At 32.1% G+C, this 26399-nt stretch carries 26 protein-coding genes; 16 read left to right on the top strand and 10 right to left on the bottom strand.

From position 1 onward, the window contains the following. Positions 1–11: 11 nt before the first annotated feature. Entirely contained in the window at positions 12–836 is an 825-nt protein-coding gene (locus BUB80_RS12945) for a hypothetical protein (RefSeq protein WP_073293472.1), read from the top strand. A 49-nt stretch (positions 837–885) separates the two neighbouring features. Next, positions 886–1698 carry a patatin-like phospholipase family protein gene (locus tag BUB80_RS12940; RefSeq protein WP_073293470.1) on the top strand — a complete coding sequence of 271 codons (813 nt, stop codon included), beginning with the start codon at positions 886–888 and terminating at the stop codon, positions 1696–1698. A 102-nt stretch (positions 1699–1800) separates the two neighbouring features. Here BUB80_RS12940 and BUB80_RS12935 read toward each other — a convergent pair whose 3' ends face one another. Further along, the gene (locus tag BUB80_RS12935; RefSeq protein ID WP_073293468.1) at positions 1801–2823 is read right to left on the bottom strand and encodes a DHH family phosphoesterase; all 1023 of its coding nucleotides are present in this window, start codon (positions 2821–2823) and stop codon (positions 1801–1803) included. A 227-nt stretch (positions 2824–3050) separates the two neighbouring features. On the opposite strand from BUB80_RS12935, the gene rpmH reads away from it, so the two are divergent. Together rpmH and BUB80_RS12925 are read left to right on the top strand one after the other, a co-directional pair. Beyond that, entirely contained in the window at positions 3051–3209 is a 159-nt protein-coding gene (rpmH, locus tag BUB80_RS12930; protein ID WP_054511485.1) for a 50S ribosomal protein L34, read from the top strand. 155 nt (positions 3210–3364) lie between these two features. Beyond that, positions 3365–4075, top strand: coding sequence for a cell division ATP-binding protein FtsE (locus BUB80_RS12925; protein WP_073293466.1), 711 nt, complete (start codon positions 3365–3367; stop codon positions 4073–4075). A 1-nt stretch (position 4076) separates the two neighbouring features. Here the strand turns inward: BUB80_RS12925 and BUB80_RS12920 are convergent, their stop codons facing one another. From BUB80_RS12920 to BUB80_RS12910, 3 genes are read right to left on the bottom strand one after another with little or no spacing between them, the layout of a single operon-like run. Further along, positions 4077–4772, bottom strand: coding sequence for a tRNA1(Val) (adenine(37)-N6)-methyltransferase (locus BUB80_RS12920; RefSeq protein WP_073293464.1), 696 nt, complete (start codon positions 4770–4772; stop codon positions 4077–4079). After that, the gene (locus tag BUB80_RS12915) at positions 4772–6226 is read right to left on the bottom strand and encodes a sensor histidine kinase (protein ID WP_073293462.1); all 1455 of its coding nucleotides are present in this window, start codon (positions 6224–6226) and stop codon (positions 4772–4774) included. The genes BUB80_RS12920 and BUB80_RS12915 overlap by 1 nt, the downstream gene beginning before the upstream one ends. After that, on the bottom strand, positions 6216–6812 hold the full coding sequence (locus tag BUB80_RS12910; RefSeq protein WP_073293521.1) for a riboflavin synthase: 597 nt from the start codon (positions 6810–6812) through the stop codon (positions 6216–6218). Before BUB80_RS12910 ends, BUB80_RS12915 begins: the two co-directional genes overlap by 11 nt. A gap of 49 nt (positions 6813–6861) precedes the next feature. Between BUB80_RS12910 and pdxA the strand changes: the two genes are divergently transcribed. From pdxA to BUB80_RS12855, 11 genes are all read left to right on the top strand, one after another. Continuing rightward, positions 6862–7953 (top strand): 4-hydroxythreonine-4-phosphate dehydrogenase PdxA, encoded by a 1092-nt coding sequence (gene pdxA / locus BUB80_RS12905; protein ID WP_073293460.1) that lies wholly within the window; start codon positions 6862–6864, stop codon positions 7951–7953. 84 nt (positions 7954–8037) lie between these two features. Further along, entirely contained in the window at positions 8038–8559 is a 522-nt protein-coding gene (locus BUB80_RS12900) for a YceD family protein (protein WP_073293458.1), read from the top strand. Between the two features lie 69 nt (positions 8560–8628). Beyond that, positions 8629–8832, top strand: a complete 204-nt coding sequence (rpmF, locus tag BUB80_RS12895) for a 50S ribosomal protein L32 (RefSeq protein WP_034678990.1) — start codon at positions 8629–8631, stop codon at positions 8830–8832. A gap of 128 nt (positions 8833–8960) precedes the next feature. Then, a complete protein-coding gene (gene accB / locus BUB80_RS12890; protein WP_073293457.1) occupies positions 8961–9443 on the top strand; it encodes an acetyl-CoA carboxylase biotin carboxyl carrier protein in 483 nt (160 codons plus the stop codon). Between the two features lie 93 nt (positions 9444–9536). Then, positions 9537–10892 (top strand): acetyl-CoA carboxylase biotin carboxylase subunit, encoded by a 1356-nt coding sequence (gene accC, locus BUB80_RS12885; RefSeq protein ID WP_073293455.1) that lies wholly within the window; start codon positions 9537–9539, stop codon positions 10890–10892. 106 nt (positions 10893–10998) lie between these two features. After that, entirely contained in the window at positions 10999–12249 is a 1251-nt protein-coding gene (gene rocD, locus BUB80_RS12880; protein WP_073293453.1) for an ornithine--oxo-acid transaminase, read from the top strand. A 1-nt stretch (position 12250) separates the two neighbouring features. After that, positions 12251–13255 (top strand): glycosyltransferase family 9 protein, encoded by a 1005-nt coding sequence (locus BUB80_RS12875; protein WP_073293451.1) that lies wholly within the window; start codon positions 12251–12253, stop codon positions 13253–13255. A gap of 32 nt (positions 13256–13287) precedes the next feature. Further along, positions 13288–14244, top strand: coding sequence for a WaaS/CpsH family glycosyltransferase (locus BUB80_RS12870; protein ID WP_073293449.1), 957 nt, complete (start codon positions 13288–13290; stop codon positions 14242–14244). A gap of 89 nt (positions 14245–14333) precedes the next feature. After that, positions 14334–15320, top strand: coding sequence for a hypothetical protein (locus BUB80_RS12865; protein WP_073293447.1), 987 nt, complete (start codon positions 14334–14336; stop codon positions 15318–15320). Further along, positions 15320–16258 carry a WaaS/CpsH family glycosyltransferase gene (locus tag BUB80_RS12860; RefSeq protein WP_228433804.1) on the top strand — a complete coding sequence of 313 codons (939 nt, stop codon included), beginning with the start codon at positions 15320–15322 and terminating at the stop codon, positions 16256–16258. The genes BUB80_RS12865 and BUB80_RS12860 overlap by 1 nt, the downstream gene beginning before the upstream one ends. Positions 16259–16262: 4 nt before the next feature. Beyond that, on the top strand, positions 16263–17474 hold the full coding sequence (locus tag BUB80_RS12855; RefSeq protein ID WP_073293443.1) for a glycosyltransferase: 1212 nt from the start codon (positions 16263–16265) through the stop codon (positions 17472–17474). A 4-nt stretch (positions 17475–17478) separates the two neighbouring features. Here BUB80_RS12855 and BUB80_RS12850 read toward each other — a convergent pair whose 3' ends face one another. The 6 genes from BUB80_RS12850 to BUB80_RS12825 all read right to left on the bottom strand — a co-directional run bounded on the left by BUB80_RS12850 (position 17479) and on the right by BUB80_RS12825 (position 24314). After that, positions 17479–18720 (bottom strand): glycosyltransferase, encoded by a 1242-nt coding sequence (locus BUB80_RS12850; RefSeq protein WP_073293441.1) that lies wholly within the window; start codon positions 18718–18720, stop codon positions 17479–17481. 3 nt (positions 18721–18723) lie between these two features. Beyond that, positions 18724–19740 (bottom strand): glycosyltransferase family 2 protein, encoded by a 1017-nt coding sequence (locus tag BUB80_RS12845; protein ID WP_073293439.1) that lies wholly within the window; start codon positions 19738–19740, stop codon positions 18724–18726. Between the two features lie 5 nt (positions 19741–19745). Continuing rightward, on the bottom strand, positions 19746–21008 hold the full coding sequence (locus BUB80_RS12840; protein WP_228433802.1) for a hypothetical protein: 1263 nt from the start codon (positions 21006–21008) through the stop codon (positions 19746–19748). A 616-nt stretch (positions 21009–21624) separates the two neighbouring features. After that, positions 21625–22875, bottom strand: coding sequence for a glycosyltransferase family 4 protein (locus tag BUB80_RS12835; RefSeq protein ID WP_083547157.1), 1251 nt, complete (start codon positions 22873–22875; stop codon positions 21625–21627). Next, on the bottom strand, positions 22859–23515 hold the full coding sequence (locus BUB80_RS12830; RefSeq protein ID WP_073293433.1) for a glycosyltransferase: 657 nt from the start codon (positions 23513–23515) through the stop codon (positions 22859–22861). The genes BUB80_RS12835 and BUB80_RS12830 overlap by 17 nt, the downstream gene beginning before the upstream one ends. Before the next feature lies 1 nt (position 23516). Further along, positions 23517–24314: a glycosyltransferase family protein gene (locus BUB80_RS12825; protein ID WP_073293431.1), complete on the bottom strand. Its 798-nt coding sequence runs from the start codon at positions 24312–24314 to the stop codon at positions 23517–23519. 348 nt (positions 24315–24662) lie between these two features. Here BUB80_RS12825 and gltX point away from each other — a divergent pair, with 348 nt between their 5' ends. After that, positions 24663–26387, top strand: a complete 1725-nt coding sequence (gene gltX / locus BUB80_RS12820; protein WP_073293429.1) for a glutamate--tRNA ligase — start codon at positions 24663–24665, stop codon at positions 26385–26387. Positions 26388–26399: the final 12 nt, after the last annotated feature.

The raw sequence follows: 26399 nt of genomic DNA, 5'->3' as shown, positions 1-26399 counted from the left end.
AAAATTCATCTATGAGAATTTATATACTTTCCATTATTTTTCTTTCATTATTTAGTTGTAAAAAAGAAACTCAGGTTTCCAAGAATCCTATTCAAAAAGATTCGACTACAATTACAGAAAGCACACCAAAAGACAGCCTAAAAACCCAATCAAGTAAACCGGGAATTTTTAATTTTCAAACAGAGTTATGTCAAAACAAAGCTTATTTTGATGAGAACAAATACACCAAAGAAGAGCTGGAGGGAACTTATAAACTATATTTCCAGTTAGGTTCCGTCATTTTGAGTACACCTCAGGTTTTCAAACTTGAGACTCTTCAGCAAGTGAGAATGGACAGAGATCAGATTCTTGAAAAGTTAGAAAAAGATTTCAATGAAAAAAAGAAATTAATTGAAAATTTAAAGATTGTCAATACCCCTTACTGGCAGAATGTAAAAAAAGAAACGTACCAATCTTTGTTACACGAATATGAAATTAGAAAGACAGAAGTAATGGCATTCTCTGATCCATCTGTTTTATTAAATAAAAAATATTCTAAAAATTGTGAGCGCTTTATAAAAGCCCTGAATTCTAATGATAATGAAATGGTGAAAGAATGGCGAAAACTGCGTGAAGAAATGAGTAAAAAAAACAGCGACCCACAAAGAATCAGGAATGAGTTTGAAAGTCGTTTAAATTCTCCCGATAAAAAAGATTACGCTATTTTGGATCTGATAGTTTTTGGCTGGGGAAATTGTGCAAACGAGGAAATTTCAGGTCCATTACACGATGAGAAAATGGAAAAAGAGTTCAACTCACTTTTCATAAAAATAGACTCTGATTGTGACGAGCCTTAATCTTTTTATATCAAAAATTCTTGTATCTTAGTAAAGATTAAATTCAGCAATGGGGCTATTCTCTTTCAAAAAAAAGAAACCAATTATCGGCTTGACACTTTCAGGCGGAGGAATGCGTGGAATTGCCCATATTGCCGTTTTAAAAGCGTTGGAAGAATATGATCTGAAACCACATATCATTTCAGGAACAAGCGCAGGCTCTATCGTCGCTGCTTTCTATTCTTTCGGTAAAACGCCTGATGAAATGATAGAAATTGTAAAAGAAACCACATTTTTTTCAAGATCCTATTTAAGGCTTTCTAAAAATGGGATATTCAGCTCTAGTTTCATTTTAAAATTATTTAATGATCATTTTCCTGAAGATGATTTTAAAGTCTTAAAAATCCCTCTCTATGTTGCCACAACAGAAATGACACAAGGTATCGTAGATTTCTTTTCTGAGGGACCGCTTTTTCAACCGCTTTTAGCATCCTCCAGCGTTCCGTTTATTTTTCCACCCATAAAGATGGGAGATAAAATATATGTAGATGGAGGTGTTTTAGACAATCTGCCCATAGGTCCTATTATTGACAAGTGTGACTTTTTAATTGGTTCACACGTCAACTCAATAAGTTACGAAGAGCTCAAGCACATGAGCCTAATGAAAGAATTTGACCGGATTTTACATTTAGCCATAGCAAAATCTGTTTACTCTAAAGCGAAATCCTGTAATATATTTCTGGATCCCCCAAAAATGACGAAATTCAGTTTATTCAGTAAGAAAAATCTTGACATAATGTTTCAAGAAGTTTATGAATATACTTGCACAGAGCTTGAAGAAAAAGGTTATAAAAAAGTAACTAACATTCAAGATCCGAGCTAGAAAAATACGTCATTATCATTATTTCGAATCTGAATTCTCACTTTATTAAGTGTTTAGATTCTTTTAAAAATGAAAAGCAAAAGTCTTTGTAGATATTGAGGTTTAGCTATTTAAATTCAGCGACAAAGTTTCTTCTTCCACTTTAGCTTTAAAATTTTCAAGCGTATCCTGTAAAGAAGCATTCGATTTTCCTCCTGCCGCATTGATGTGCCCTCCTCCACTGAAATATTTTCTTGAAAACTGATTCACATCCACATCATCTTTACTTCTGAATGATATTTTAATAAAATCATCATACAAGTCTTCCATAAAGAATGCAGACATTCTTACACCAACAATACTCAATCCATAATTAACAAAACCTTCGGTATCTCCTTTCTGGAAACCGTATTCCTGAAGTTCTTTTCTTGTTAAATATAAAACGGCTACTTTACCCTCATTCACCACTTCAATTCTTCCTAAGATCAAAGCCAATAAATGAAGACGTGAAACCGTATTGGTATCCCATGTATTAGAAGTTATCATAGAAGGATCTGCTCCTTTTTCAATAAGATTAGCAATAATTCTATGCGTTGCTGCACTGGTAGAACGAAAACGGAAACCTCCTGTATCTGTCATTATTCCAGTATAAAGACATTCTGCAATATCTTTATTTACCAAATGTTCATCATTCATCGCTTCAATAAAATGATATACCATTTGACAAGTTGCAGGGATTACAGTATCAGAATATACATAATCAAACTGTTCTGGCTGCTGATGATGATCAATAAGGATTTTCTTACCTGTTGCCTTCACTAGCCATTCTCCCAAAATACCAATTCTAGCAGGAGAATTGAAATCTAAACAGAAAATAACATCCGCTTCATTAATAATATCAAAAGCTACTTTCCTTTTATATTCAGCAACAACATTCTTTCTAGCCTCAGGCATCCATTTCAGAAACTTAGGAAAATCGTTAGGCACAACCACTTCCGCATTGATTCCTTTTGCATGCAAATAATGCTTTAAGCCTAAGCTAGAACCAATAGCATCTCCGTCCGGATTATAGTGTGTAAGAATAACTATTTTGTTTTCAGGAATAAGAAGTGTATTAATTTCTAAAAGTTCTGCAGGTGTAAACATTTATTTTCTTTAAATTTGAGTCTTCAAAGATAGAGCTTTTAAATAAATCATAACTCATTATTTTCAAACTACGCCTAAGTCATTTATCCATGGGCGTAATAAAATAAGTGATAAAAAAAAGATTCAATATTTTCCAAAAAAAGACGCGTTAAGTTTGGAACTTATAAAAAAATCTATATCTTTGCAACCTGAAAAATTAATATTAATTACGACTTAAATATATAGTAATGAGTAAAAGAACATTCCAACCATCGGAGAGAAAAAAAAGAAACAAACACGGTTTCAGAGAAAGAATGTCAACGCCAAACGGTAGAAGAGTTTTGGCAGCAAGAAGAGCTAAAGGTAGAAAGAGTCTATCTGTAAGTTCTGCAAGAGCTAAGAGATAATATCTTATTTTACAATATACAAGAAATGCTTGAAAAGAACTTTTTCAGGCATTTTTTGTTGTTAAAATTTACTAAAATTTAGTTTCTTTAGGTTTCTTTTTTCTATTTTTAAGATCTGAAAATATTTTTTAGAAATAGCCTCTTAAATTTGAATTATGCCACATACAAATATCTCCGGAGATAGCATTATAAGTTTACAGCACGCGAAGATTGCGCAAAAAAACTTCACGGTTCTTTCTGATGTGAATCTTAACATCAAAAAAGGCCGATTCTGTTATCTTATCGGAAAAACAGGTTCTGGGAAAAGCTCATTATTAAAAACGCTTTACGGACACATTCCGTTAGCGTCAGGACATGGAGCTGTTGTTGGTTTCGATCTTGCAAAAATGAAAACTTCCGACATCCCTAACCTTAGAAGAAAATTAGGAATTGTTTTCCAAGATTTCCAATTACTTTCTGACAGAACAGTTGAGAAAAATCTAAAATTTGTTCTTGAAGCTACCGGATGGAGTGATAAAACAAAAATGGAAGACCGTATCAACGAGGTTCTTGGAAGCGTAAACATGAAAAGCAAGAAGCACAAAATGCCTCATGAGCTTTCTGGTGGAGAGCAACAGCGTGTAGCTATTGCAAGAGCTTTACTGAATCATCCAGACTTAATCTTAGCAGATGAGCCAACAGGAAACCTTGACCCAGAGACGTCTAATGAAATTATGACTTTACTAAAACAAGTGGCTTTAGAAAACGGAGCTGCTGTGGTAATGGCAACACATGATTATCACATGATTCAAAACTTCCCTGGAGAGGCGATTAGATGTGAAGACGGTAAAGTTTCTGTGCTGGATACAGCAGAATTATTTGAATAATTTATTTCCCGAAAACATGAAACTCTTTAGTGAGTTCAAGATATTGGTCCGAGTATTGTCTCGGACTTTTTTCTATAATAAATTCAGATTCTTCAAGTTGATTTTCAGCTAAAGAAAACTCTAAAACCAATCTCTTTACGTTTGAATTTTCAATTCCTTTAATATTAACTCTTCGGATTAAAAACAATTGATTTTCCTTAGCAATTTCAATAAAATCAAGTCCCACTTCGACAGGAATAATCACAGAAAAAAGCCCTTTTTCAGAAAGTAATTTGGATGATTTTGAAATTAATTGTTGAAAATTTAATTCCACCGTTTGCCTAGCAATTTTATCCTTCTCAGAACCTGATTCTTCAAAATAAGGAGGATTAGAAACTATTAAATCAAATTTATCTTCCGTTTCAAAATTTTTAAAATCCTGAAGAACATTCCTTAACCTTGGATTAAATATTGAATTCTCAAAATTAGATTTTGTGAGATTTACAGCATCTTCATTAATATCTAATCCTAAAAATTCAGCATGCTGATTTCTTTGGGCTAACATTAAAGAGATTAATCCTGTTCCCGTTCCTATTTCCAGAACGTTAGATTTGTTATCTACATTCGCTAAAGCACCCAGCAAAACACCGTCTGTTCCTACACGAAAGACATTTTTAGACTGATAAATATCGAATTGTTTAAATGTAAAAGGCTTCACTATAAATTGGTTGGTAATGTAATTGTGAATGTTGATCCTTTTCCTACTTCAGACTTCACAGAGATTTCCCCTTTATAATCTTCAACCATTTTTCTTACCATGGATAGACCAAGTCCCATCCCACTATTCTTCGAAGTGAAATTAGGCTCAAAAATCCTTTCATATATATTCTCAGGAATCCCAACACCATTATCCTGAATAGACACCATCACTCTTCTCTGATGCTGCTCTACATCAACATTAATAATTAATTTCCTTTCATCACTTTCAGCTTGCTTCGCATTGGTAACAAGATTGGTAATAATTCTGGAAAGGTAAATCCTATCCATATTGATCATGATATTGCTCTTATTGGAATGGATAAAAATACTATCATCATTGAAAACACGCAGAATATCTTCAACCTCTGTATTCAGATTGATTACCTCGTTATTCTTCTCAGGAAGCTTTGCAAATTCTGAAAAAGCTGAAGCAACGGTAGCAATCAAATCAATTTGATCAACCATCGTTTTACTCATCTGCTTTACTCTTTCTCTAATATTTGGATCTTCAGGATCGAATTTTCTTTCAAAATTCTGAATAGTCAACTTCATTGGTGTCAAAGGGTTTTTCACCTCATGAGCAACCTGTTTGGCCATTTCCCGCCAAGCTTCTTCCGAGGCTTTAAAGCGTAATCTTTCTTTTTGATCCTGAATTTGGAGAATCATCCTATTATAGGCTCTTGCCAGCGCATTCAATTCATCGTTTTTATAGTATCTGATAGGATGCATTTCATTCTCAAACAATGTGATACGTGTGATCATATCAGAAAACTTAGTAATTGTTTTCGCCAAATTATTAGAAGTAACCCAACTTAGCCAAATACTAAATAAAATAAGAAATATATCTACCAATAAGATATATTTAACATATTGATGAAGGACATCCAGATACGCCGATTCATTGTGATATAAAGGAATATACACAATACCTATTGGGTCTAGAACATTATTTTTCAACACTAAATAAGAGGATGTAAAAACCGCATCTTTAGCCTGATCATATCCTCTAATATCAACTCTTGCATCGGTAGCCAGAATTTTATTCACAATATTTAAAGGAATCGTTTTTTGCTCAACCAAGCTCTCATCTTTATTAGAAAGCAGATAATTCCCCTTTAAATCATAAATAACAATATCATGTTGATTGATATCCGCAATTTCAAGAATTTTATTACCTAGAACTTCAGGAAGGTCTTTTGTCTCCACAAGAGCACGACTCACAGCATAATCCAAATACCCCATTACGGCGTTTGTTTTATCCTGCATGTCTATCCTACTCTGCTCTAAAGAGTTACTCTTTAAAACAAAATAAGGAACCAACGACGAAGCGGCAACACTTAAAAAACATACGAGTAAGAAGCCGAAAAAGACCCGATTCCTTAAACTATATCCTTTGTATTTATTAATTGCCATTCTGTTTATTAATTAACCTAGCAATATACTTACCAATAATATCAAATTCCAGATTAACTTTATCTCCGATTTTAAGATGCTGCATATTGGTAAACTCCCATGTATAAGGAATAATTGCTACTGAAAACTGAGAATCTTCACTTTTCGCAACGGTCAGGCTTATCCCGTTTACAGTAATAGACCCTTGTGGAACTGTTACAAAACTTCCGTTAGATTCATATTTAACCGTAATAAAATAGCTTCCGTCTTTATTCTCAACTCCCACAACTTCTCCCGTGTGATCAACGTGACCTTGAACAATGTGTCCGTCTAATCTTCCGTCCATTTTCATGCAACGCTCAAGATTAACAACAGTTCCCACATCCCATTTTCCAAGGTTGGTTTTTTCTAATGTTTCATTAATTGCCGTTACGACATATTGATCTCCTTTTATCTCAACAACTGTTAAACAACAACCGTTATGAGCAAGGCTTTGATCTATTTTTAATTCATTGGTAAAAGGGCATGTTAAAGTAAAATCAATGTTACTTCCTTTTTCCTCAATCTTTTCAATAACTCCAACTGCTTCAATAATTCCTGTGAACATATTATTTTTTGCTAAATTTGTAAAATTATAATCTTCAAAGATAATCAAAATGAGCCCAAAAAACCATAAAGTACGAGTAGGAATTTCAATCGGGGATTTCAACGGCATAGGACCAGAAATCATCATGAAGTCTCTGAAAGACAAAGCCATTACGGATTTTTTCACTCCGATAATTTTTGGTTCAGGGAAATTATTCACCTATCAGAAAAATATTTTTAAGCTTAATTTAAACTTTAATTACATCAACGAAACTTCACAGGCTCAGGCAGGAAAGATCAATATGGTGAATCTTGTGAAAGACAATTCTAATGTAGAATTGGGAAAACCAACAGAAGAATCAACCAAATTGGCAATAGATTCTTTGGAAGCAGCAACTGAAGCTTTAATGAAAGGAGAAATAGATGTTCTTGTAACAGCTCCTATTAATAAAGACGAAATGATGAAGATGGGCTTTAAGCATGCTGGCCACACAGGATATTTTGAAGAAAAATTCAGTAAAAAAGGATTGATGTTTTTGGTAACGGAAGATTTAAAAGTTGCTGTTTCTACCCACCACATCCCGTTGGCAAAAGTAGCTGAAAACATTTCTAAGGAAAAAATAAAAAAACAGATCCGAGCGTTAAATCAAACTTTAATTGAAGATTTTAATATTACGAAACCTAAAATTGCTGTTTTAGGATTAAATCCACATGCAGGAGATGGCGGAGTGATCGGAAATGAAGAAATTGAAATTATTTCTCCAGCAATAAAAGAGCTTTCTGATAATGGAGTTTTGGCTTTCGGACCTTTCCCTGCAGACAGTTTTTTCCAGCCAAGCAAATACAGAAGCTTCGATGCTGTTTTAGCAATGTATCACGATCAAGGCCTGGCTCCTTTCAAAACATTAGCCTATGAAGAAGGCGTAAATTATACGGCTGCCCTTCCTTTTATAAGAACTTCACCAGACCATGGCGTTGCATATGACATCGCTGGACAAAACATTGCAGATGAACAAAGTTTTTCAGAAGCAATCTTCACAGCCATTAAAATCTTCAAGAATAGAAGCGAATACAACGAATTGATGAGCAACCGTATGCAGCCAAGAAAAATGGTTAGCGACAACGGAATTGATGAAGATTTACCAGATGAAACTGAAGCATAAATCCTTAAAACAAATTTAAAATTAATTTGTTGGGGATTTTATTTGTAATTATAAAAAAAATGCATATTTTTGCACACTCATTTTATGGACAAGTTAAGAAACTATGACGTGAGCTTTTCCGGACTGAAAATCGGGAAGCACCAGTTCAAATTTGAGATAGACAAATCGTTCTTTCAATTATTTGACACTGAGCAGGAATTTACAAATCCTAAGATTTCAGTAGATGTTTTTCTTGAGAAACACACTACTTTTTTAGAATTTGAGATAGAAACCAATGGGACTGTAGAGCTGGTTTGTGATATCACAAACGATGATTTCAACCACCCTATTGAAAATGACATCAGAGTTTTGGTTAAGTTTGGAGAAGAATACGATGACAGCGAAGAAGATGTTATCACCATTCCAACCAACGACCATGCTTTTAATGTAGCACAGTTGATTTACGAAAACGTGATCCTTTCCATACCAATGAAAAAGGTTTCACCCAACGTAAGTAAAGAAGATCTGGAAATTCTTGAAAAATTCAGCCCGAAAGAAGTTGAAGAAAAAGAACCGGAAAGTGACCCAAGATGGGAAGCACTTAAGAAGTTAAAAGATAAAAATTAAAATAATTTAAATATGATGAGAGGATGAAAAGAATCTCATCGCTCATCAAATTAAAAAAGTTATTACAAGATGGCACATCCAAAGAGAAGACAATCGTCCACAAGAAGAGATAAGAGAAGAACTCACTACAAAGCTGTAGTTCCTCAACTAGCTAAAGATGCAACAACAGGAGAAATGCACCTTTACCACAGAGCTCACTGGCATGAAGGGAAACTTTACTACAGAGGTAAAGTAGTATTGGAAAAAGAAGTAGCAACTACTGAAGAAAACTAAGAAGTCGTTTTTCATTGAAAAACACTCGTTTTTATACAAAAACCGCCCAATTTTGATAAAATTCGGCGGTTTTTTGTTGTTTTTTACGTTTTTTTGGTATCTTTGACCCAAAATCAAATATCAAATTTATGGACATTAAAGACATACAAAATCTTATTAAGTTTGTATCTAAGGCTGAAGTTTCTGAAGTGAAGTACAAAACTAAAGATTTCGAAATCACTATTAAAACTCCATTAGCTGGAAGCGAAGTTGCTTATGCTCAACCTGCTGTTTACCACACAGCACCACAACAAATGGCTGCTCCTGCACAAGCTCCAGTTGCTACATCTGCACCTGCTGAAAAAGCTGAAGCTGCATCTGATGACAGCAAATTTATTACTATCAAATCTCCAATGATTGGAACTTTCTACAGAAAACCATCTCCAGATAAAGATGTTTTCGTAAACGTAGGAGACGAAGTTTCTGTTGGAAAAGTTGTTTGTGTAATTGAAGCAATGAAATTATTCAACCAAATTGATTCTGAAGTAAGCGGTAAAATCGTTAAAATTTTAGTTGACGATGCTACTCCTGTAGAATATGACCAACCTTTATTCTTAGTAGATCCATCTTAAGGAATTTTAGATTAAAGATTATAAATTTTAGATGAAGGCTTTTCATTTAAAATAATTTAAAATTCAAAATTTATAATTTAAAATTTCGGAGAGATGTTCAAAAAAATATTAATTGCCAATCGTGGCGAAATTGCAATGCGTATCTTACGTACTTGTAAAGAAATGGGAATCAAAACTGTTGCAGTATACTCTACTGCAGACAAAGACAGTCTTCATGTAAGATTTGCTGACGAGGCTGTTTGTATTGGTCCTGCAATGAGTAAAGACTCATATCTTAAGATCCCTAACATTATAGCTGCTGCAGAAATTACGAATGCAGACGCTATTCATCCAGGTTACGGATTCTTATCTGAAAATGCTAATTTCTCTAGAATCTGTCAGAAAAACGGTATCAAATTCATTGGTGCTTCTCCTGAGCAGATTGAGAAAATGGGAGATAAAGCAAATGCTAAAGCTACCATGAAAGCAGCAGGTGTACCATGTGTACCTGGTTCTGAAGGATTAATTGAATCTTACGAACACGCTGTAAAAACAGCTGAAGAAACAGGTTATCCCGTAATGATTAAAGCTACCGCAGGTGGTGGTGGAAAAGGGATGAGAGCCGTTTGGAAAGCTGAAGACCTTAAAGAACATTGGGAATCTGCTATTCAAGAAGCTGTAGCTGCTTTCGGAAACGGAGGTATGTATATGGAAAAATTGATTGAAGAGCCTAGACATATCGAAATTCAGGTTGCCGGTGACCAATTTGGTAAAGCTTGCCACCTTTCTGAAAGAGATTGTTCTGTACAAAGAAGAAATCAGAAATTAACAGAAGAAACACCTTCTCCGTTCATGACTGACGAACTTCGTGAAAAAATGGGTGATGCAGCTGTAAAAGCAGCAGAATTCATTGGTTATGAAGGTGTAGGTACTATTGAATTCTTGGTAGACAAACATAGAAATTTCTATTTCATGGAAATGAATACAAGAATCCAGGTTGAGCACCCAATTACTGAACAAGTTATTGATTATGATTTAATTAAAGAGCAAATTCTTTTGGCAGCTGGAACTCCAATTTCAGGAATCAACTATTATCCAAAATTACACTCTATTGAATGTAGAATCAACGCAGAAGATCCTTACGCTGATTTCAGACCATCTCCGGGGAAAATCACAGGATTAAACATTCCTGGCGGACATGGAATCAGAGTTGATACTCACGTTTATTCTGGATACTCAATTCCTTCTAATTATGATTCAATGATTGCGAAATTAATCACCACGGCTCAAACTCGTGAAGAAGCAATTGCAAAAATGAAACGTGCTTTGGAAGAATTCTATATTGAGGGAGTAAAAACTACTATTCCGTTCCACAGACAATTGATGGATAATGAAGATTATCTTGCAGGAAACTATACTACAAAATTCATGGAAGATTTTGTAATGGATAGAAAATATGATAATCACTAAGATTATTTTTTAAATAAAAATTTTGAAAACTGTCTCATTCTGAGGCAGTTTTTGTTTTTGTGTCTTCTCATATTAAATTATTAACTTTGTACAAAACCAAAAGTATATGTCAACAGTAGAAACAGTAAAAAACTCACAGTATTTCATTGACCTTGAAGACAAACATGGCGCACACAATTACCACCCTCTTCCGGTAGTTTTAGACCGCGGAGAAGGCGTTTTCGTTTGGGATGTAGAAGGCAAAAGGTATTATGATTTTCTTTCTGCTTATTCTGCCGTTAACCAAGGACACTCTCATCCTAAAATTGTAGATGCTTTAGTGAATCAGGCTAAAAAATTAGCATTAACATCAAGAGCATTTTACAATTCCAATTTGGGAGAATACGAACAAAAAATAACGACTCTATTTGGGTTCGATAAAGTTTTACCGATGAATTCTGGAGCAGAAGCTGTAGAAACCGCAGTAAAATTAGCGAGAAAATGGAGCTATGAAGTAAAAGGAATTTCTGAAAACGCAGCAAAAATCATCGTTTGTGAAAATAATTTCCATGGAAGAACCACAACAATTGTTTCTTTCTCAAATGATCCTGATGCCAATCAGAATTATGGACCTTTTACTCCTGGATTTATTAAAATTCCATACAACGATATCAAAGCTTTAGAGGAAATTTTAGCTCAAGATGCACAAAATATTGCTGCCTTTTTGGTAGAGCCAATCCAAGGGGAAGCCGGAGTATATGTTCCAGACGAGAACTTCCTGAAAAACGCTTCTGAGCTTTGTAAAAAATATAATGTACTTTTCATTGCTGATGAAGTTCAGACAGGTATTGCAAGAACAGGAAAATTAATCGCTTGCCATCACGAAGATGTACAACCCGACATTTTAATCCTTGGAAAAGCACTTTCTGGAGGAATGTATCCTGTTTCAGCGGTTTTGGCAAATAACGAAATCATGAATGTCATCAAACCGGGACAACACGGTTCAACATTTGGAGGAAATCCTATTGCATGTGCAGTAGCAATTGCAGCCTTAGATGTTGTTGCAGATGAAAAACTATCTGAAAGAGCTGAGGAATTAGGTCAACTATTCAGAAGTGAAATAGAAAAATTGATTGCAAAATCTGATCTTATCACCAAAGTAAGAGGAAAAGGATTATTAAATGCTATTCTAATTAATGATACTCCGGACAGTTCTACTGCTTGGAATCTTTGTTTACAATTAAAAGAAAACGGATTACTTGCTAAACCTACTCACGGAAACATTATCAGACTAGCACCACCATTGGTTATTACAGAAGAGCAATTGTTAGACTGCGTAAGAATTATTGAAAAAACAATTCTGGAGTTTCACGGTTAATATGAAAATTTTAATTATTCAAAAAAAATTCATGGGTGATGTACTTGTGACGAGTACAATTCTTCCTTTATTGAAAAAAAAATATCCACAGGCCGAAATTAGCTTTCTCCTAGACGAGAAACATGCTCAAATCTTAATTGGAAACCCTTATGTTAATCATGTTATCTTTTTTAAAGATAGCATGATTAATACTTTAGCAGATATAAAACGACAAAAATTTGATTTAGTTATAGACCTGTATTCAAAAATTGAAACAGGCATTATAACTTTATTTTCAGGAGCAAAAACACGAATTGGTTTTTTAAAAAAATACACTCAATTTTTTTACAATTTCCCAGTAAAAAGAGATAAAAAATTAAAATCAAAAAATACTACTTTAGGTATTGAACATCGATTATTGATGCTAGAACCTTTACAAATTCAATTTCAGGAAGTATTTCCCAAAGTATATTTGCTAGAGGAAGAAGTGAATAATGCTCATAAAATTCTTGCTGAAAATGGATTATCTTCTCATGACAATTTGGTTATGATAAGTACTTTCGGTAGTTCTGAAGAGAAAACATATCCTATAGAATATATGGCTGAATTGTTGGAATATATTGCCTATTATAAGCCTGATGCTAAGATTCTATGCAACTACCTTCCATCTCAAAAGGGATTGTTTGAGAAACTGCTCACCTTGATATCCCCCAACACTAAAAAATTAATTATAAAAAACTTCGATACTAGAAACTTACGTGAATTTGCTTCGGTCACAAGCCTTTGCAAATGTCTTATAGGTAATGAAGGTGGCGCTACTAATCTTAGCAAAGCTTTGGACATTCCTACTTTTACAATTTTTTCTCCTCACATTCAGTTATCAGATTGGGCGTGGAGCAGTAATCCAGAAATGGATAGATTTTTGCATATTACAAATTTTGTACCTGATTCTAAAACCTATTCAGATTTCAAACCTTCATTTTTGAAAAATGATTTGGAAGAATTCTTGGACAAAACATTAGTGTAATTAATTGTAAGAATTAAGAATAGAGAGATAGAATGCAAAAAAATAAAAAGCTCATACTTTTAATAACCTACGATAATTGGGGCTATAATCAATACATTGCCGATGCTTTGGAGAGAAAATCTTATGAAGTAAAGCACATAAATTTTCACAGCTTTAAGTATAAATATCCTGGGTTTTCACATAAAGCTCTTAATTTTTTCACGAAAAATTTAGGAATAGCCAATCTTAAACACATCCATTATAATGAGACCATTTTAAATGAAATTAAAAATCTCAAATCAATAGATACCGCCATCTATATAAAAGCTGATTTTCTGTCTCAACAAACGATAGAAGCTATTAATAAAAAAGCAAGTAAATCAGTATTAATCATCAATGATTCTATTAATAGGTATCCAAAAACAAAAAATATACTTTCTCTTTTTGATAAGGTTTTTTCATTTGAGAAAAAGGATTGTAAAAAGTATAATTTACACTTTAAAACAAATTTTATCTATAAAACCGTTACTAAAACGGTTCTAAAATACAAATATAAAGTATTCAATATCAGCTCATACGACAAAAGATTTCCTATTGTAAAAAAAATAGCGGAAACGTTGTATAATATGGATGTGAAAAGTAAAATTATTATTTTCACCTCTAAAGAAAATAATGATCCTTATATAGAGTTCTCAAAATGTACCTTATCTATTTCGGATATCAACCATTTATTAGAACAATCTGAAATAATGTTGGATATTAATAGAAGTAATCAACAAGGATTAAGCTTTAGAGTATTTGAAAGTTTAGGTCTCAAGAAAAAACTAATTACAACAAATACAGATATTATTAATTATGATTTTTATAATCCCGAAAATATATTCGTTATAGACGATATTGAGGATATAAAAATTACTGACCATTTCTTTGAAACGTCTTACATTGACATCCCACAAGACATTTTAAATAAATATCTGATAGATAACTGGGTAGACGAATTGGTTAATTAAAGTTTTGTAATTTTAAAAATTAAATAGTATTATAGCAACCGGTAATTGATTGTATATTTTCAATAGCCTATTTTTAATTCATTTCCTTTATGATTTCGTATACAGATACTTCCAAAATCATCATATTCTGCCCTCCAAGAAAAGTAACAGGTGGTCCGGAAGCACTCCATCAGCTATCAAATAAACTTTATGAGCTGAACTATAATAATGTGTTTATGCATTACATTCCCAAAAGAGCTAATGCTAAACCAGAAAACTATTCTATTTATAAAACGGGTGAAATAGATACTGTTGAAGACAGTCCTGAAAACATTCTGATAATCCCAGAGTCAATGACATTCTTGGTAAAAAAATATCCTTTAAGCCAAAAAATCATCTGGTGGCTGAGTGTAGATTTTTACAAAATCTTAATGGATTATAGAATAAGAAAACAAAGTTTTTTCACAAAGCTATTTTACAAACAAGAAGATAAAGAATATCATTTTGAACCTCTGCCGAATGTTTTTCAATGGGCACAGTCTTTCAGATCTTCTATCTATATAAAGAATCATGGTATTCATGAAAATCAAATAGATTTTGTATGCGATTATATTAATCCTATATTTTTAGATAATACTCAACCTATCCAAAAGGACATTTCAAACAAAACAATATTATATAACCCCAAAAAAGGGAAAAAGGAAATTTCGGAATTAATTAAAAGCTCACCTGAGCTAACGTGGATTCCTATTCAAAACATGAACGCCCTCCAAATAAAAGACCTAATGTCAAAATCATTATTATACGTTGATTTTGGAGAAAACCCTGGGCGGGATAAGATGTTAAGAGAATCTGTTTCCCAAGATTGTTGCATTATTTCAGGAAAAAACGGTTCATCAGCCTATTATGAGGACCTTACGATTCCTGAAGAATATAAATTTGATTTTAGTGAAAAAAGAATTCCTGAAATTATAACGAAAATAAAAGAAGTTTTGGATAATTATCCAGAGCATATTCCTCAATTCAAAATTTATAAAAATATGGTTTTGAATGAAGAGCAGGCTTTCGAAAAAAAATTACAAGAAATATTTAGATAATGTCGAAGAAGATTACATTAATTTATCCTTTTGCTTACGGATATATTGACTTTGTAGTTCAAGAACTCCACTCTCATGTAACTGTAACAGATATTAAAACAGATTCTATAAAGTATAAGTACCCTAACTTAGGCGTAAAAATATGGAATGGTATCACAAAACTCTTCGGTAAAAACATAAAAAAAGAATTCTTCAATAAACAAATTGTTCAACAAATTAAAGAAAAACAGGATATTATTTTTATTATTCGCCCAGATCTTGTTGATATCTCTTTATTAAAAGAATTAAAAAATAACACAGATAGTTTTATAGCTTACTATTATGATAGCTGTAAAAAATACCCTAAACAACTTGAGATAGCCCATTTTTTTGATGAGATATATTCGTACGAAAAAGAAGATATTGAAGAACACAATTTTATAGAGACAACTAATTTTATATATGACGAAAAGATAGCATCTAATGAAGTAAAATATGATGTTTTTAATATCTCATCATATGATTCCAGGATTAATGAAATTGATCATATATCTAAAGTATTATTTGCCGCAGGACTTAGAATTCACTTTATATTATTTTGGTTTGAAAAACTGAGTTATCCGCATTTGATCTCCACAACAAAATATCTATCTTTAGAAGAAACAAAAAAAATTATTTCAGAATCAAAAGCAATGATAGATATACAGAGATTAGACCAAAAAGGTCTTTCTTTCAGAACTTTTGAAAGTTTGGGTTACAGAAAAAAACTTATCACAACAAATTCAATGGTGAAAAATTACGATTTTTATCATCCCAATAATATGTTGATCATAAACAGTGAAGATATTAGCACTCATGAAATCATAGAATTCCTTGAATTACCCTACATAGAGATTTCACAAAACATTCTTGATAAATACAGTGTAAGGTGCTTTACAAAAAGAATATTTAAATTATAACCCGATGGGAATTAAACGAAAGATAAAAAATTACATCCATATTAAGAATCATTATCCTTTATCAGACAAAAACATTGTCCCTGATAAAAATAAAAAAAACATTCTTATTATAGACAGTCAAATTCCGACTTTTGATAAAGATTCAGCATCTAATCGAATTACAGAAATTGCTAAATTTTTAGCCAAATATTACAATGTATATCTAATGGATTGGAGAAAATCAATTCCAACCATAGAATCTAAAAAATATATTCAAAATTTCAATAATCATAATGTAACTGTTTATGCTCCATTTATAAACAAATTTGGGATAATGAAAGGTAAAAAACATTTCATTAATAGCTTACTCCCAACTCTTGATTTTGTTTGGTGTCACAGACCTGAACTTTTTGAATATTATTTAGATTTTTTCAGAAAAGAAGCTCCTCATGCAAAGATAATCTATGATATGGTTGATATTCATTACCTTAGAATGGAAAGAGGTCTTGAAATAAAATATGACAAACAAAGAGCAAAAGAAGTTCTTCATTACAAATATATTGAAACTGAGCTTTGTAAAAAAGCAGATAAGATTGCTGTAATTAGTGATAAAGAAAAAGAATTTATGAAATCTTTTGTTGATGAGTCAAAACTTTTCACAGTCAGTAATGTTCATAACCTGAAAGTAAAACCTGAAGATATGCCCCCTTTTGAAAAAAGAGAAAGTATATTTTTCATCGGCACTTTCCTACACGATCCTAATGTAGATGCTGTTGAAGTTCTTTATAATAAAATAATGCCTCTAGTCTGGGAAAAGCTACCTAATCTTAAAATCACCATTATAGGTTCAGAATCACCGGAGTTTATACAGAAAATGAATTCTGAAAACTTTGAAATCGCGGGATATGTTGAAAATATTATCCCATATTACGAGAAATGTTTTGCTTCAGTTTCTCCATTACGTTTTGGGGCTGGAGTAAAAGGTAAAATTGGTCAGGCTTTGGAATATACACTTCCTGTTTTAACAACCGAAATCGGAGCAGAAGGAATGTTTTTAGAAGATGGAATTACAGCACTTATTGCGGGTAATGAAGATTATCAGAAATTCGCAGATAATGTCATTGCTATTTGTACAAACACAACACTTTGGAATACCCTTCATAACAATTCTGAAAAAGGAATTTATCCTTTCTCAATTGACGCTCAAAAAGAAGAAATTTTCAGTATGTTATCTTAACAAATTAAGAAGCAAATGCTTTTAAGAAAAACTCCCATTCATTGCCAATTGTTTTGGGAGTATATTTTTTCATTTCAAAATGAGCTTTTTTTCCTAATTCGGAACGTAAAGTACAATCACTCATCAGCTTTTCAAGATAGACTCTAAGGTCTTCAGTATTTTGAGCAAGAAACCCACTCTCGTCATGTTGTATAAGCTCATTAACCCCAGAACATGTCGTAAATCCTAAAGCAGGAAGTCCCAAAGACATTGCTTCAGCTAAGGCTAGTCCAAAGCCTTCATATTTACTTGGGAAAATAAAAATATCAGAGTCTTTTAATTCTGCTATGGGATCATGAGTAAAGCCATTCAAAAATATCCGGTTTTGTAAATTAACTTTCTGAATTTTATCCTTCAGAAAATTAAAATCATTTCCAAGCCCCCAAAAGTGTAAATCCCAATCTGGGAAACGTTCTGCAATAGAAGCAAAAACATCAATTGCAACATGCTGCTGTTTACAATCCGTTGCTAAAGAACCAATATTAATAATCTTATACCTTTTCTTTATCACCTTAAGATCTACCATTTCAGTATCCGGAAATTGAGGTACCGGATTAGGAATAGTTACAGCTTTCCCGTGAAATGTATCTGGAAGAAAATCTTTGTAACTGTCAAATAAAACTTGAATACCAGAAAGTTTTTGATAAGCATTTCTTAATAAATCCATTTCAAAAGGACTTCTATACCACAAAACATCAGAATAATCATAATCTGGTCTTCCATTCGTGGAATTAATTATTGGAACCTTAAATTCGTTTCTAAAAGTAATTTCTAAAAGAGAACTTATAGACATTGTTATAATAATATCTGGATGTAAAGCATCAATATAAGATTTCCAAGCTTTTGATCGGTTATGGAGATTTAACTTAAAAAGTTCATTAGCACCACCATTTTGTTTAATTAATTTTTTGTTATCCCTCTTAATTAATTTCTTTTGAATCTTATAAGAAATCCATTTTAGAGGATTGGAACCTCTATAATTAAAAGTTTTTTTCAGTTCAATCTGAGGAATATTTCTGTCAAAAATATTCGTAACCAAAACTTCTTGTTTTAGATTAAAAACAGGTTCTCCATCAACATCTTCATTCGTAGCAATCTCAACTGTATGCCCCAAGTTAGAAAATTCATTAGCCAAAAAACTACATATCTTTTCAGTACCTCCTGATCCGTTAATAAAACCCTTATGTTGTATGAATAAAATTTTCATGATTTAAAATTTTTCACAAATAGTCCTTCTCACTTGTTTTCTCAATTTCCTAAGTGGAATAAACTTTATAAGAAATAGGTATATTCTCTTTTTAATTTTCTTTCGTTTTATATATTTTCTATAAAACTGATCAAAATCGTTAACATTATTAGAATTGATAAAATAAAGAAAAGGTGTGCTTAGTAATGTCTCCTCTTTATCAGAAAGATATGGTAAAATTTTTACCATAAATGTTTTAATTAAATTAAATAAAAAAGTTTTCTGCTCATTATCTAATGACATAGATAAATACCTAAGTTCAAATGGTTCATGCTCAATAAAAAGTGCTAAATGAAGAGCATGTGAATGAAACAAATTGTTATTTGTATAAAACTGATTTAAAATATCAAACCAAATAGGAATCTGATGAACGACTTTCCAACAGTCTTCATTAATTTTTAAATGGTTTTGATTTTCATGATGTCTATAATGATAAATACCATCAGGATTAGTTCCTATATTTTGGGTTAAAGCAATTAATTGATGAGAAAACAAACCGTCCTCACAAGGCTGAATATTCTTAGGAAATCGTATGTCTGGATATTTGTTCAAAAAATCCATCTTCAAAAATTGAGCACATGTTGGCAATGCAGGGACATTTGGTAATCGTCTGCAAAATTCTTCTCCAACAATAGTAATATCACTATTCTGCTTTTTAGCTGCATTATAAGATGTTTCCAAAAATTCAGAATCAAGAATATCATCAGAATCGAGAAAAAAAACATATTCACCACGGGCGTAGGATAATCCTAAATTTCTTGCTACCGAAACGCCTGAATTTTCCTGCATAAAATATTGTACTCTCTTGTCTTTTTTCAAATAATTATCACAAATAAATGCAGAGTTATCTGTGCTACCATCATTGATTAAAATAAGTTCAAAATCGACAAGGCTTTGACGAATAACACTTTCTAATGTTTCATCCAAAAACTTCTCTGCATTATATATAGGAATAATTACAGAGACCGAAATAGTATTCATACCTATTATTTAGAAAGACATGCGTCCAGCTTTTCTTTATTAAGCTTGAACTCTCTATACTTAAAAATACCGGTCTTATAAGCAATAACCGCCCCAAAGTCAATTGTCTCATTATTAGTATTCATTGGGAAAATACTAGATCTATATGTATTATGTTCCACCAATGGTTTAGGAAGTACTTTAAAATTAAGTCCATCCTTAGAAAAAGCAAGATAAAGACTTTCAGCAGTATATTTTTTCACCTCACCGGCCGCAATACATAGAAAATAATATCCATCTACATACGTTGCCTGTATATGCCATGGTGCATATTCAGAATTAACTTGTGTCCAAGGTTTATTAATAAAATTAACGACCTTACTTTGTTTAAAGGTTGAGAAATCTAACCCGTTATTAGATGTTCTTGTTATGATGTATGAAGGGTCATTTCCTGGAAAATTCGGACTAATATTATTTTCCACTTCATAGCTTACATATCCTTTACCATTGTAAACAATACTTGGTGAAATGATATGATTATTTTTAGGAGCATACGGTGTATTACTTGTATAAACAGCTTCCAGAGGAGTCCAGTATATTCCATCTGTAGAAGTTTGTCTAACAATAGTTCTTTGAGAGTTTTTCAATAATTTTCTCAAATTATTTTGACTCTTAGCTCCCCTTGCTCTCAAAGCTGAAGCTTTTATAAGACTGCCTCTATAATATAATGAGAACTTTCCATTTTCAAATGTCCAATCAACATCTGACCAGAAACCTTGCCTAGGATCCTGTTTATTTTCCGAAAAACTTTCATTAACGGAAGGAGCTCTTTGCAATGGATTGGCTGGCCCATTTGGACCATTCCAGTTTATACCGTCATTGGACACAACGATTGTTGGATTTTCATATCTTTTAGAATTCTGATCATTACCTACTGCTCCAAAGTAAGGGGTAAAAACCATCCAATACTTATATCCGTTAAATCCATTCGGAAAATACTGTACATCAGGATGACAATAGGCAAAACTAGGAGAATTAATATCTTTTATAAAAGACGGATCACTTTTACCCGGATAATTTCCATTAGCAAATGCATTGATATTAAGAGTCCCAAGATCCGTAAGGTAATCTATTACCCCATCGTATTGCTTGTTATTATCTGGTGTAACAGGTACATTTTCGGCAAACAAACTTTCTTCTTGTTGAGAACAAGAAAATGTAAAAACTATAAGTAGTAGCAAAAATTTCGACTTATTAATGTGACGGAACATCCTTAGTGTATTTGTCATTTTATTCTTAGTTATATTCTTGTCTACTTCCCTTAGCTTCAAATATTGCTATATCTTTTTTATTATAGCAATGATAAGATAGCTTTTGGAGCCAATTCGCGCTAGCACTTTTTATTTCCTCGCTGGACTTACAAGCCAATATATGGCGTCTATTCCAAGGTTTCTCACTAATTGTAAGCATATGATTTACTCGTATTAAAATTCTACAAATATAAGATCAAAAAATCCAATAATACATTATCAATAATAAAAAATAGTTAATTTTTTGAAATCTTCATCTTTTCAATTGCTTTTAGACGACAAACACTGATTAACACTACTTTATTTAGTATAACCGAATTACTCACTCCTACTTATTCATAGAAAATCTATATAATAAAAACGAACAAAAGATCATTTAAAATCTTTAAAAATGATTGTGTAAGGAGAGCCCATATATAGAGAAAATAACACAAACGAATTTTGTTATTATTTCATATTTAATGATGAATATAAATGGAAAGAATGCTATAGAAAATATAACAAAATCAATTTTCTAAAATTGAAATTATAAGAAATTTGCGGCTAAAATTATTAAAAAACAGAACTACAACAAGTAGAAATATCCGATTTAAATCTATCTAGAATTCCCAATTTTTTGATAAATATCAACAAGCTCCTCAGCACTTTTTTTCCATGAAAATAATTTTGAACGGTTGAGTCCTTTTTTAGCATATTCTTCTCTCAAAGAATCATCCAAATACAAATCTAACATTGTTTTTGACAATAGTTTTTCATCATTGGGATCCAACATAATTCCGCCATCACCTACAACTTCCGGCAATGATGAAGTATTGGAAGTGACCGTTGCAATACCACATTGCATTGCTTCTAAAGGAGGCAATCCAAAACCTTCATAAAGGGACATATAATAAAAAGAGTGAGCATGGCTATACAAACTTGCAAGATCTTCATCAGGGACTCTTCCTGTAATTATAATTTTATTTTTTAATTCTTGAGCATTATTATATTCTTCAAAAATTTTATCATAATCCCAACCTTTTGCACCTACTAAAACCAACCCTAGATCATCAATCTTATTTTCTTTAATAAATTTTAAAAAAGTTCGAATCACAAAATCTACATTTTTTCGAGGTTCTAAAGTCCCTACACTCAGAAAATATTTTTTCGGAAGATTGTATTTAGCCTTTATATGATTAAATTTCTCCACATCTTTACAAACATAAAAAAGTGTTTTTGAAGCTGCTAACAAATTAACGAAAACATGATTGGGGTTTATGTGAGGAGCATAATTCAATAAATCTTTTTTTGTATTCTCGGAAACACAAATTGCATATCCGTCCTTTCCAATACTTGCTACAATATTATTTATTAAATCTGAAGTAAAATGAAGGTCTGGAAATAAAACAGGGATTAAATCATGAACTGTAATAACTTTCTTTAGATTAGGATATTTTTCGATTTCGTTATTGAAAGGATGATAAAAAGAATGAAAAATGTCAGCATTCTTCCAAACTTTTTCAAAATGAGTGTTCTTATAATTATAAATTCCAATTTTGTTGTATAAATACCTAAAAAGCTTTTCTTTTCTGAATAGTAAAAATTTGCGTTTGGCTCTAACGTTTGCACGATTTATTGTTATAGAGTTCTCGCTAAAGAACTCGTCTAATTCCCCGGTAGAAGTTTCACGGTGAAATAAACTCAAATGGCTGTAATAAACATCAACAGACTTAAGCTTTGCTAAGCTTCCAAAAAGTTCAAAAGCAACCCGAAAAATCCCGGTACGGTTGTCTTTATACGAATCTGCGATAACATCAGCATCTAAAATTACTTTCATACTCATCAGATATTTATTGTATGGTGTCATAAAATGAATTTTGCTGCTCCTGTCTCTCTATTTCTTTAATATGCAAAAGGCACATAGAATAATCCAAAGAAGGTAAACTTGCAATTGTCTTATAGTTACGAAGTCTCTCGTGTACCTTATTTTCCCAAACAATTCCCTTATTTAATTTAAAAATACGGTATTGATAATCCGGAAAATTCACATATCCTTCTTCATTTAATTTCCACTTCCAACGCTCAATATGCTCATCTGTTACTCCATTTACAATATTAATTCTCGGCACCATTAAAACCTCTTCTTTCCTTTTTTCAGACAGATAAGATTTAATTCCTTTGATAAGAGATTCTTTAGGAATTTCGTCAGCATCTATTTGAAATAAATATTTTTTTCTGGCTGCTTTTATCAAGTTATTTTTAAATGTAGCAAAGTCACCATCTAATCTAGCTTCCAATCTAATAATTTGATCACCGTACTTATCCAAAATATCTGAAACTTTTTGATTTTTTTCAGTAATATCCTGTAGCACGATAATTTCATCACGTTTATCAATCAAAGGAAGTAAAGTTTTTAAAAGTAAAGTAATTTCTTCAACTTCATTATTTACTGTAATCCCGTAAGAAACAGTAATAAATGCACTCGAAATGCGAGAGAGTATGCTCATATTAATTGGATATTATTGGATAATTGCCTGAAAAATGGATAAAATAATTTTCAGAAATAATTTGTTTTATATAATTTTTATATTGCTTTGTTGGATAAAAGCAAAAGCCTGTTTTTTTATAATAATACTTCAGAAAAAATTTAGGAAGTTTTTTTTCTCTTTTATCAATTTCAACACCTTTTTCAGTTCCTTTTATTTTATATAATATCTGTGTATTAAATTCTATTGGTAAAGCCTCAAACCAATTATTAATCTGCGAAAAATATGCAAAAGGAGTTTCTTCAAAACTATTAAGTTCACCTTGATTATGGCTAGAGAAGTAATAATTTTCAAAAAAATCTGCTATTTTTTTCGGTCTGAAAATAAATACTCCGCCATTGATGCTTCCCTGTAATAAAGGATGATTTTCAAAATAACGATCTGTGAAATAAACTTCATTGGTTTCATCTAAGATTCTTGGAATATGCCCCCAAGTTTTATTAAATTCGATAGTTCCTCTTGGGTCCAGAATTGCACCAAAATATTTATTTATGGGAAGATATTCGAAAATTGATGGTGCTTTATCTGAAATGATAATATCTAAATCAAGAAAAAGTACTATATCATATTGTTGTGTCGCTGCCGGAATCAACAATTTTTGGGATAAAAGCGGTCTTTTAAACTTTTCATCTAAAGGCTTATCAATAATTTTTAAATCTGCCCCACATTTTTTTGCATAATTTTCAAACTGTACTTTATTTTTATCGTACATCTTCCAATACTTTTCTCCTACGATAAAAAGACAAATTGCTTTTTTCATTGACAACTTAAAATATTTTATATATTACAAAAATACATTTTTAAAGATAAGGCTGCATGAAATATTCGTGTAGCACTACAAATTTTTATAAATATTTTTTCTTAATTTCTGTCATACTCATCATTAAGCCTCACAATATCATCTTCTCCAAAGTACTTTTCTCTACACTTCTATAATCTGTGCCATCTACCAAACCAAAATATTCCTTCAATAGTCTTCCCGCTATTTCTATAAAGGAGATTGCTTTTATGAATTGAAGTAATAAAATCAAAAAAGCCAATAACAGAATGGTAAAACAACTTTAAAACATATATTTTTAAGTAAATTTGCATCAAAATTTTATTTGAAATGGAGAAAGTTAGAGTACGTTTTGCTCCAAGTCCTACCGGACCTTTGCATTTGGGAGGCGTAAGAACCGCATTATATGATTATCTTTTTGCTAAAAATCAAGGTGGTGAATTTGTATTGAGAATTGAAGATACAGATACTGCAAGATATGTAGAAGGAGCTGAAGAATATATCGAAGAAGCATTAGAATGGTGCGGCATCATTCCTGACGAAAGTCCTAAGAAAGGAGGGAAATTTGCTCCATACAGACAATCTGAAAGAAGAGATATCTACAACAGATATACAGAGCAGATCTTGAAAACAGATTATGCTTATATTGCTTTTGATACTGCGGAAGAATTAGATGTTATTCGTGCAGAATATGAAGCTAAAGGAGACGTTTTTTCTTATGATAACAAAACGAGAAACCGTTTAAGAAACAGTCTTTCTCTTTCTGAAGAGGAAGTTCAAAAACTGTTGGATGAAAAAACTCCTTACGTTGTAAGATTTAAAATGCCAATTGACAGAACCTTGAATCTTGTAGACATTATTAGAGGGAATTCTTCTGTAAATACAAATACACTAGACGATAAAGTTTTAGTTAAAAACGACGGAATGCCAACTTACCATTTCGCCAACATCATTGATGACCACGAAATGGAAATTTCTCACGTAATCCGTGGGGAAGAATGGTTACCATCTTTAGGCCTACACACTTTATTATATGAAGCAATGGCTTGGGAAGCTCCACAATTTGCTCACCTTTCATTGATTCTAAAACCTGATGTATCAACATTAATTAATAAAGATAATATTGACAGTATTACAAAATCTTTTACAGATGAATTTGTGACGAAAAACAGCCAATTTTCTTTTGATGAATCAGCAGCAATTATTAAAAAATTCTTTTCAGAAGTAAAAAGTCCAAGGTTTAAATCTATGTTGGGCGAAAATGATAAGGACGATGAAATAACGGCTTCTGTAAAGCAATTTTTAAAGAAAGGACTTTCAGGAAAATTAAGCAAAAGAGACGGTGATAAATTCGGATTCCCAGTATTTCCTTTAGATTTCAAAGATCCTGCAACAGGAAACATTTCTAAGGGCTACAGAGAAAATGGCTATCTTCCTGAAGCATTCATCAATATGTCTGCTCTTTTAGGCTGGTCTCCTGCAGATGATAAAGAAATTTTGTCTTTAGATGAAATGGCAAAAGAATTCGATCTTCATAAAGTTCATAAGGCAGGTGCGAGATTCAGTAAAGAAAAATCAGAATGGTTTAACCATCAGTATATTCAATTGAAATCTGATGAAGAATTACTTCAAATATTGAAAAATTCAGATGTAGATCTAACGATTGATGATGAAAAATTACTGAAGATTATTCACCTGATGAAAGAAAGAGCAACTTTCCCGAAAGACATCTATGAAAACGGAAAATTTTTCTTCGAAGCTCCGGTTTCTTATGATGAAAAGGCATCAAAAAAAGCTTGGAATGATGAGACTTCTGCTGTTTTAGGTGAATTTGCTACCACATTAGAAAGTACCGAATTTACTTCTGAAACCTTGAAGCAGGCAATACATGATTTCGCAGAAAACAAGGGCTTAGGAATGGGTAAAGTAATGATGCCGCTCCGTTTAGCCTTGGTTGGAGAATTGAAGGGACCAGACGTTCCAGACATTTTAGAAATCATTGGAAAACAAGAAAGTATAGCTAGGATAAACAATGCTATCAATAATTTTAAATAGAATTACCATAAT

The organism is Chryseobacterium polytrichastri, from assembly GCF_900142445.1.
GTDB lineage: Bacteria > Bacteroidota > Bacteroidia > Flavobacteriales > Weeksellaceae > Chryseobacterium > Chryseobacterium polytrichastri.
This window is presented reverse-complemented; position numbering and strand designations above follow the sequence as displayed.

What these genes read in the sequence shown, in the direction of transcription:
- BUB80_RS12935 (WP_073293468.1), bottom strand. Translation starts at nt 2,823, where the DNA reads ATGTTTACACCTGCAGAACTTTTAGAAATTAATACACTTCTTATTCCT.
- BUB80_RS12940 (WP_073293470.1), top strand. Translation starts at nt 886, where the DNA reads ATGGGGCTATTCTCTTTCAAAAAAAAGAAACCAATTATCGGCTTGACA.
- BUB80_RS12900 (WP_073293458.1), top strand. Translation starts at nt 8,038, where the DNA reads ATGGACAAGTTAAGAAACTATGACGTGAGCTTTTCCGGACTGAAAATC.
- BUB80_RS12840 (WP_228433802.1), bottom strand. Translation starts at nt 21,008, where the DNA reads ATGACAAATACACTAAGGATGTTCCGTCACATTAATAAGTCGAAATTT.
- BUB80_RS12855 (WP_073293443.1), top strand. Translation starts at nt 16,263, where the DNA reads ATGGGAATTAAACGAAAGATAAAAAATTACATCCATATTAAGAATCAT.
- BUB80_RS12875 (WP_073293451.1), top strand. Translation starts at nt 12,251, where the DNA reads ATGAAAATTTTAATTATTCAAAAAAAATTCATGGGTGATGTACTTGTG.
- BUB80_RS12830 (WP_073293433.1), bottom strand. Translation starts at nt 23,515, where the DNA reads ATGAGCATACTCTCTCGCATTTCGAGTGCATTTATTACTGTTTCTTAC.
- BUB80_RS12915 (WP_073293462.1), bottom strand. Translation starts at nt 6,226, where the DNA reads ATGGCAATTAATAAATACAAAGGATATAGTTTAAGGAATCGGGTCTTT.
- gltX (WP_073293429.1), top strand. Translation starts at nt 24,663, where the DNA reads ATGGAGAAAGTTAGAGTACGTTTTGCTCCAAGTCCTACCGGACCTTTG.
- BUB80_RS12835 (WP_083547157.1), bottom strand. Translation starts at nt 22,875, where the DNA reads ATGACACCATACAATAAATATCTGATGAGTATGAAAGTAATTTTAGAT.
- BUB80_RS12910 (WP_073293521.1), bottom strand. Translation starts at nt 6,812, where the DNA reads ATGTTCACAGGAATTATTGAAGCAGTTGGAGTTATTGAAAAGATTGAG.
- accB (WP_073293457.1), top strand. Translation starts at nt 8,961, where the DNA reads ATGGACATTAAAGACATACAAAATCTTATTAAGTTTGTATCTAAGGCT.
- BUB80_RS12925 (WP_073293466.1), top strand. Translation starts at nt 3,365, where the DNA reads ATGCCACATACAAATATCTCCGGAGATAGCATTATAAGTTTACAGCAC.
- BUB80_RS12860 (WP_228433804.1), top strand. Translation starts at nt 15,320, where the DNA reads ATGTCGAAGAAGATTACATTAATTTATCCTTTTGCTTACGGATATATT.
- BUB80_RS12845 (WP_073293439.1), bottom strand. Translation starts at nt 19,740, where the DNA reads ATGAATACTATTTCGGTCTCTGTAATTATTCCTATATATAATGCAGAG.
- rocD (WP_073293453.1), top strand. Translation starts at nt 10,999, where the DNA reads ATGTCAACAGTAGAAACAGTAAAAAACTCACAGTATTTCATTGACCTT.
- BUB80_RS12850 (WP_073293441.1), bottom strand. Translation starts at nt 18,720, where the DNA reads ATGAAAATTTTATTCATACAACATAAGGGTTTTATTAACGGATCAGGA.
- BUB80_RS12825 (WP_073293431.1), bottom strand. Translation starts at nt 24,314, where the DNA reads ATGAAAAAAGCAATTTGTCTTTTTATCGTAGGAGAAAAGTATTGGAAG.
- pdxA (WP_073293460.1), top strand. Translation starts at nt 6,862, where the DNA reads ATGAGCCCAAAAAACCATAAAGTACGAGTAGGAATTTCAATCGGGGAT.
- rpmH (WP_054511485.1), top strand. Translation starts at nt 3,051, where the DNA reads ATGAGTAAAAGAACATTCCAACCATCGGAGAGAAAAAAAAGAAACAAA.
- BUB80_RS12870 (WP_073293449.1), top strand. Translation starts at nt 13,288, where the DNA reads ATGCAAAAAAATAAAAAGCTCATACTTTTAATAACCTACGATAATTGG.
- accC (WP_073293455.1), top strand. Translation starts at nt 9,537, where the DNA reads ATGTTCAAAAAAATATTAATTGCCAATCGTGGCGAAATTGCAATGCGT.
- BUB80_RS12865 (WP_073293447.1), top strand. Translation starts at nt 14,334, where the DNA reads ATGATTTCGTATACAGATACTTCCAAAATCATCATATTCTGCCCTCCA.
- rpmF (WP_034678990.1), top strand. Translation starts at nt 8,629, where the DNA reads ATGGCACATCCAAAGAGAAGACAATCGTCCACAAGAAGAGATAAGAGA.
- BUB80_RS12945 (WP_073293472.1), top strand. Translation starts at nt 12, where the DNA reads ATGAGAATTTATATACTTTCCATTATTTTTCTTTCATTATTTAGTTGT.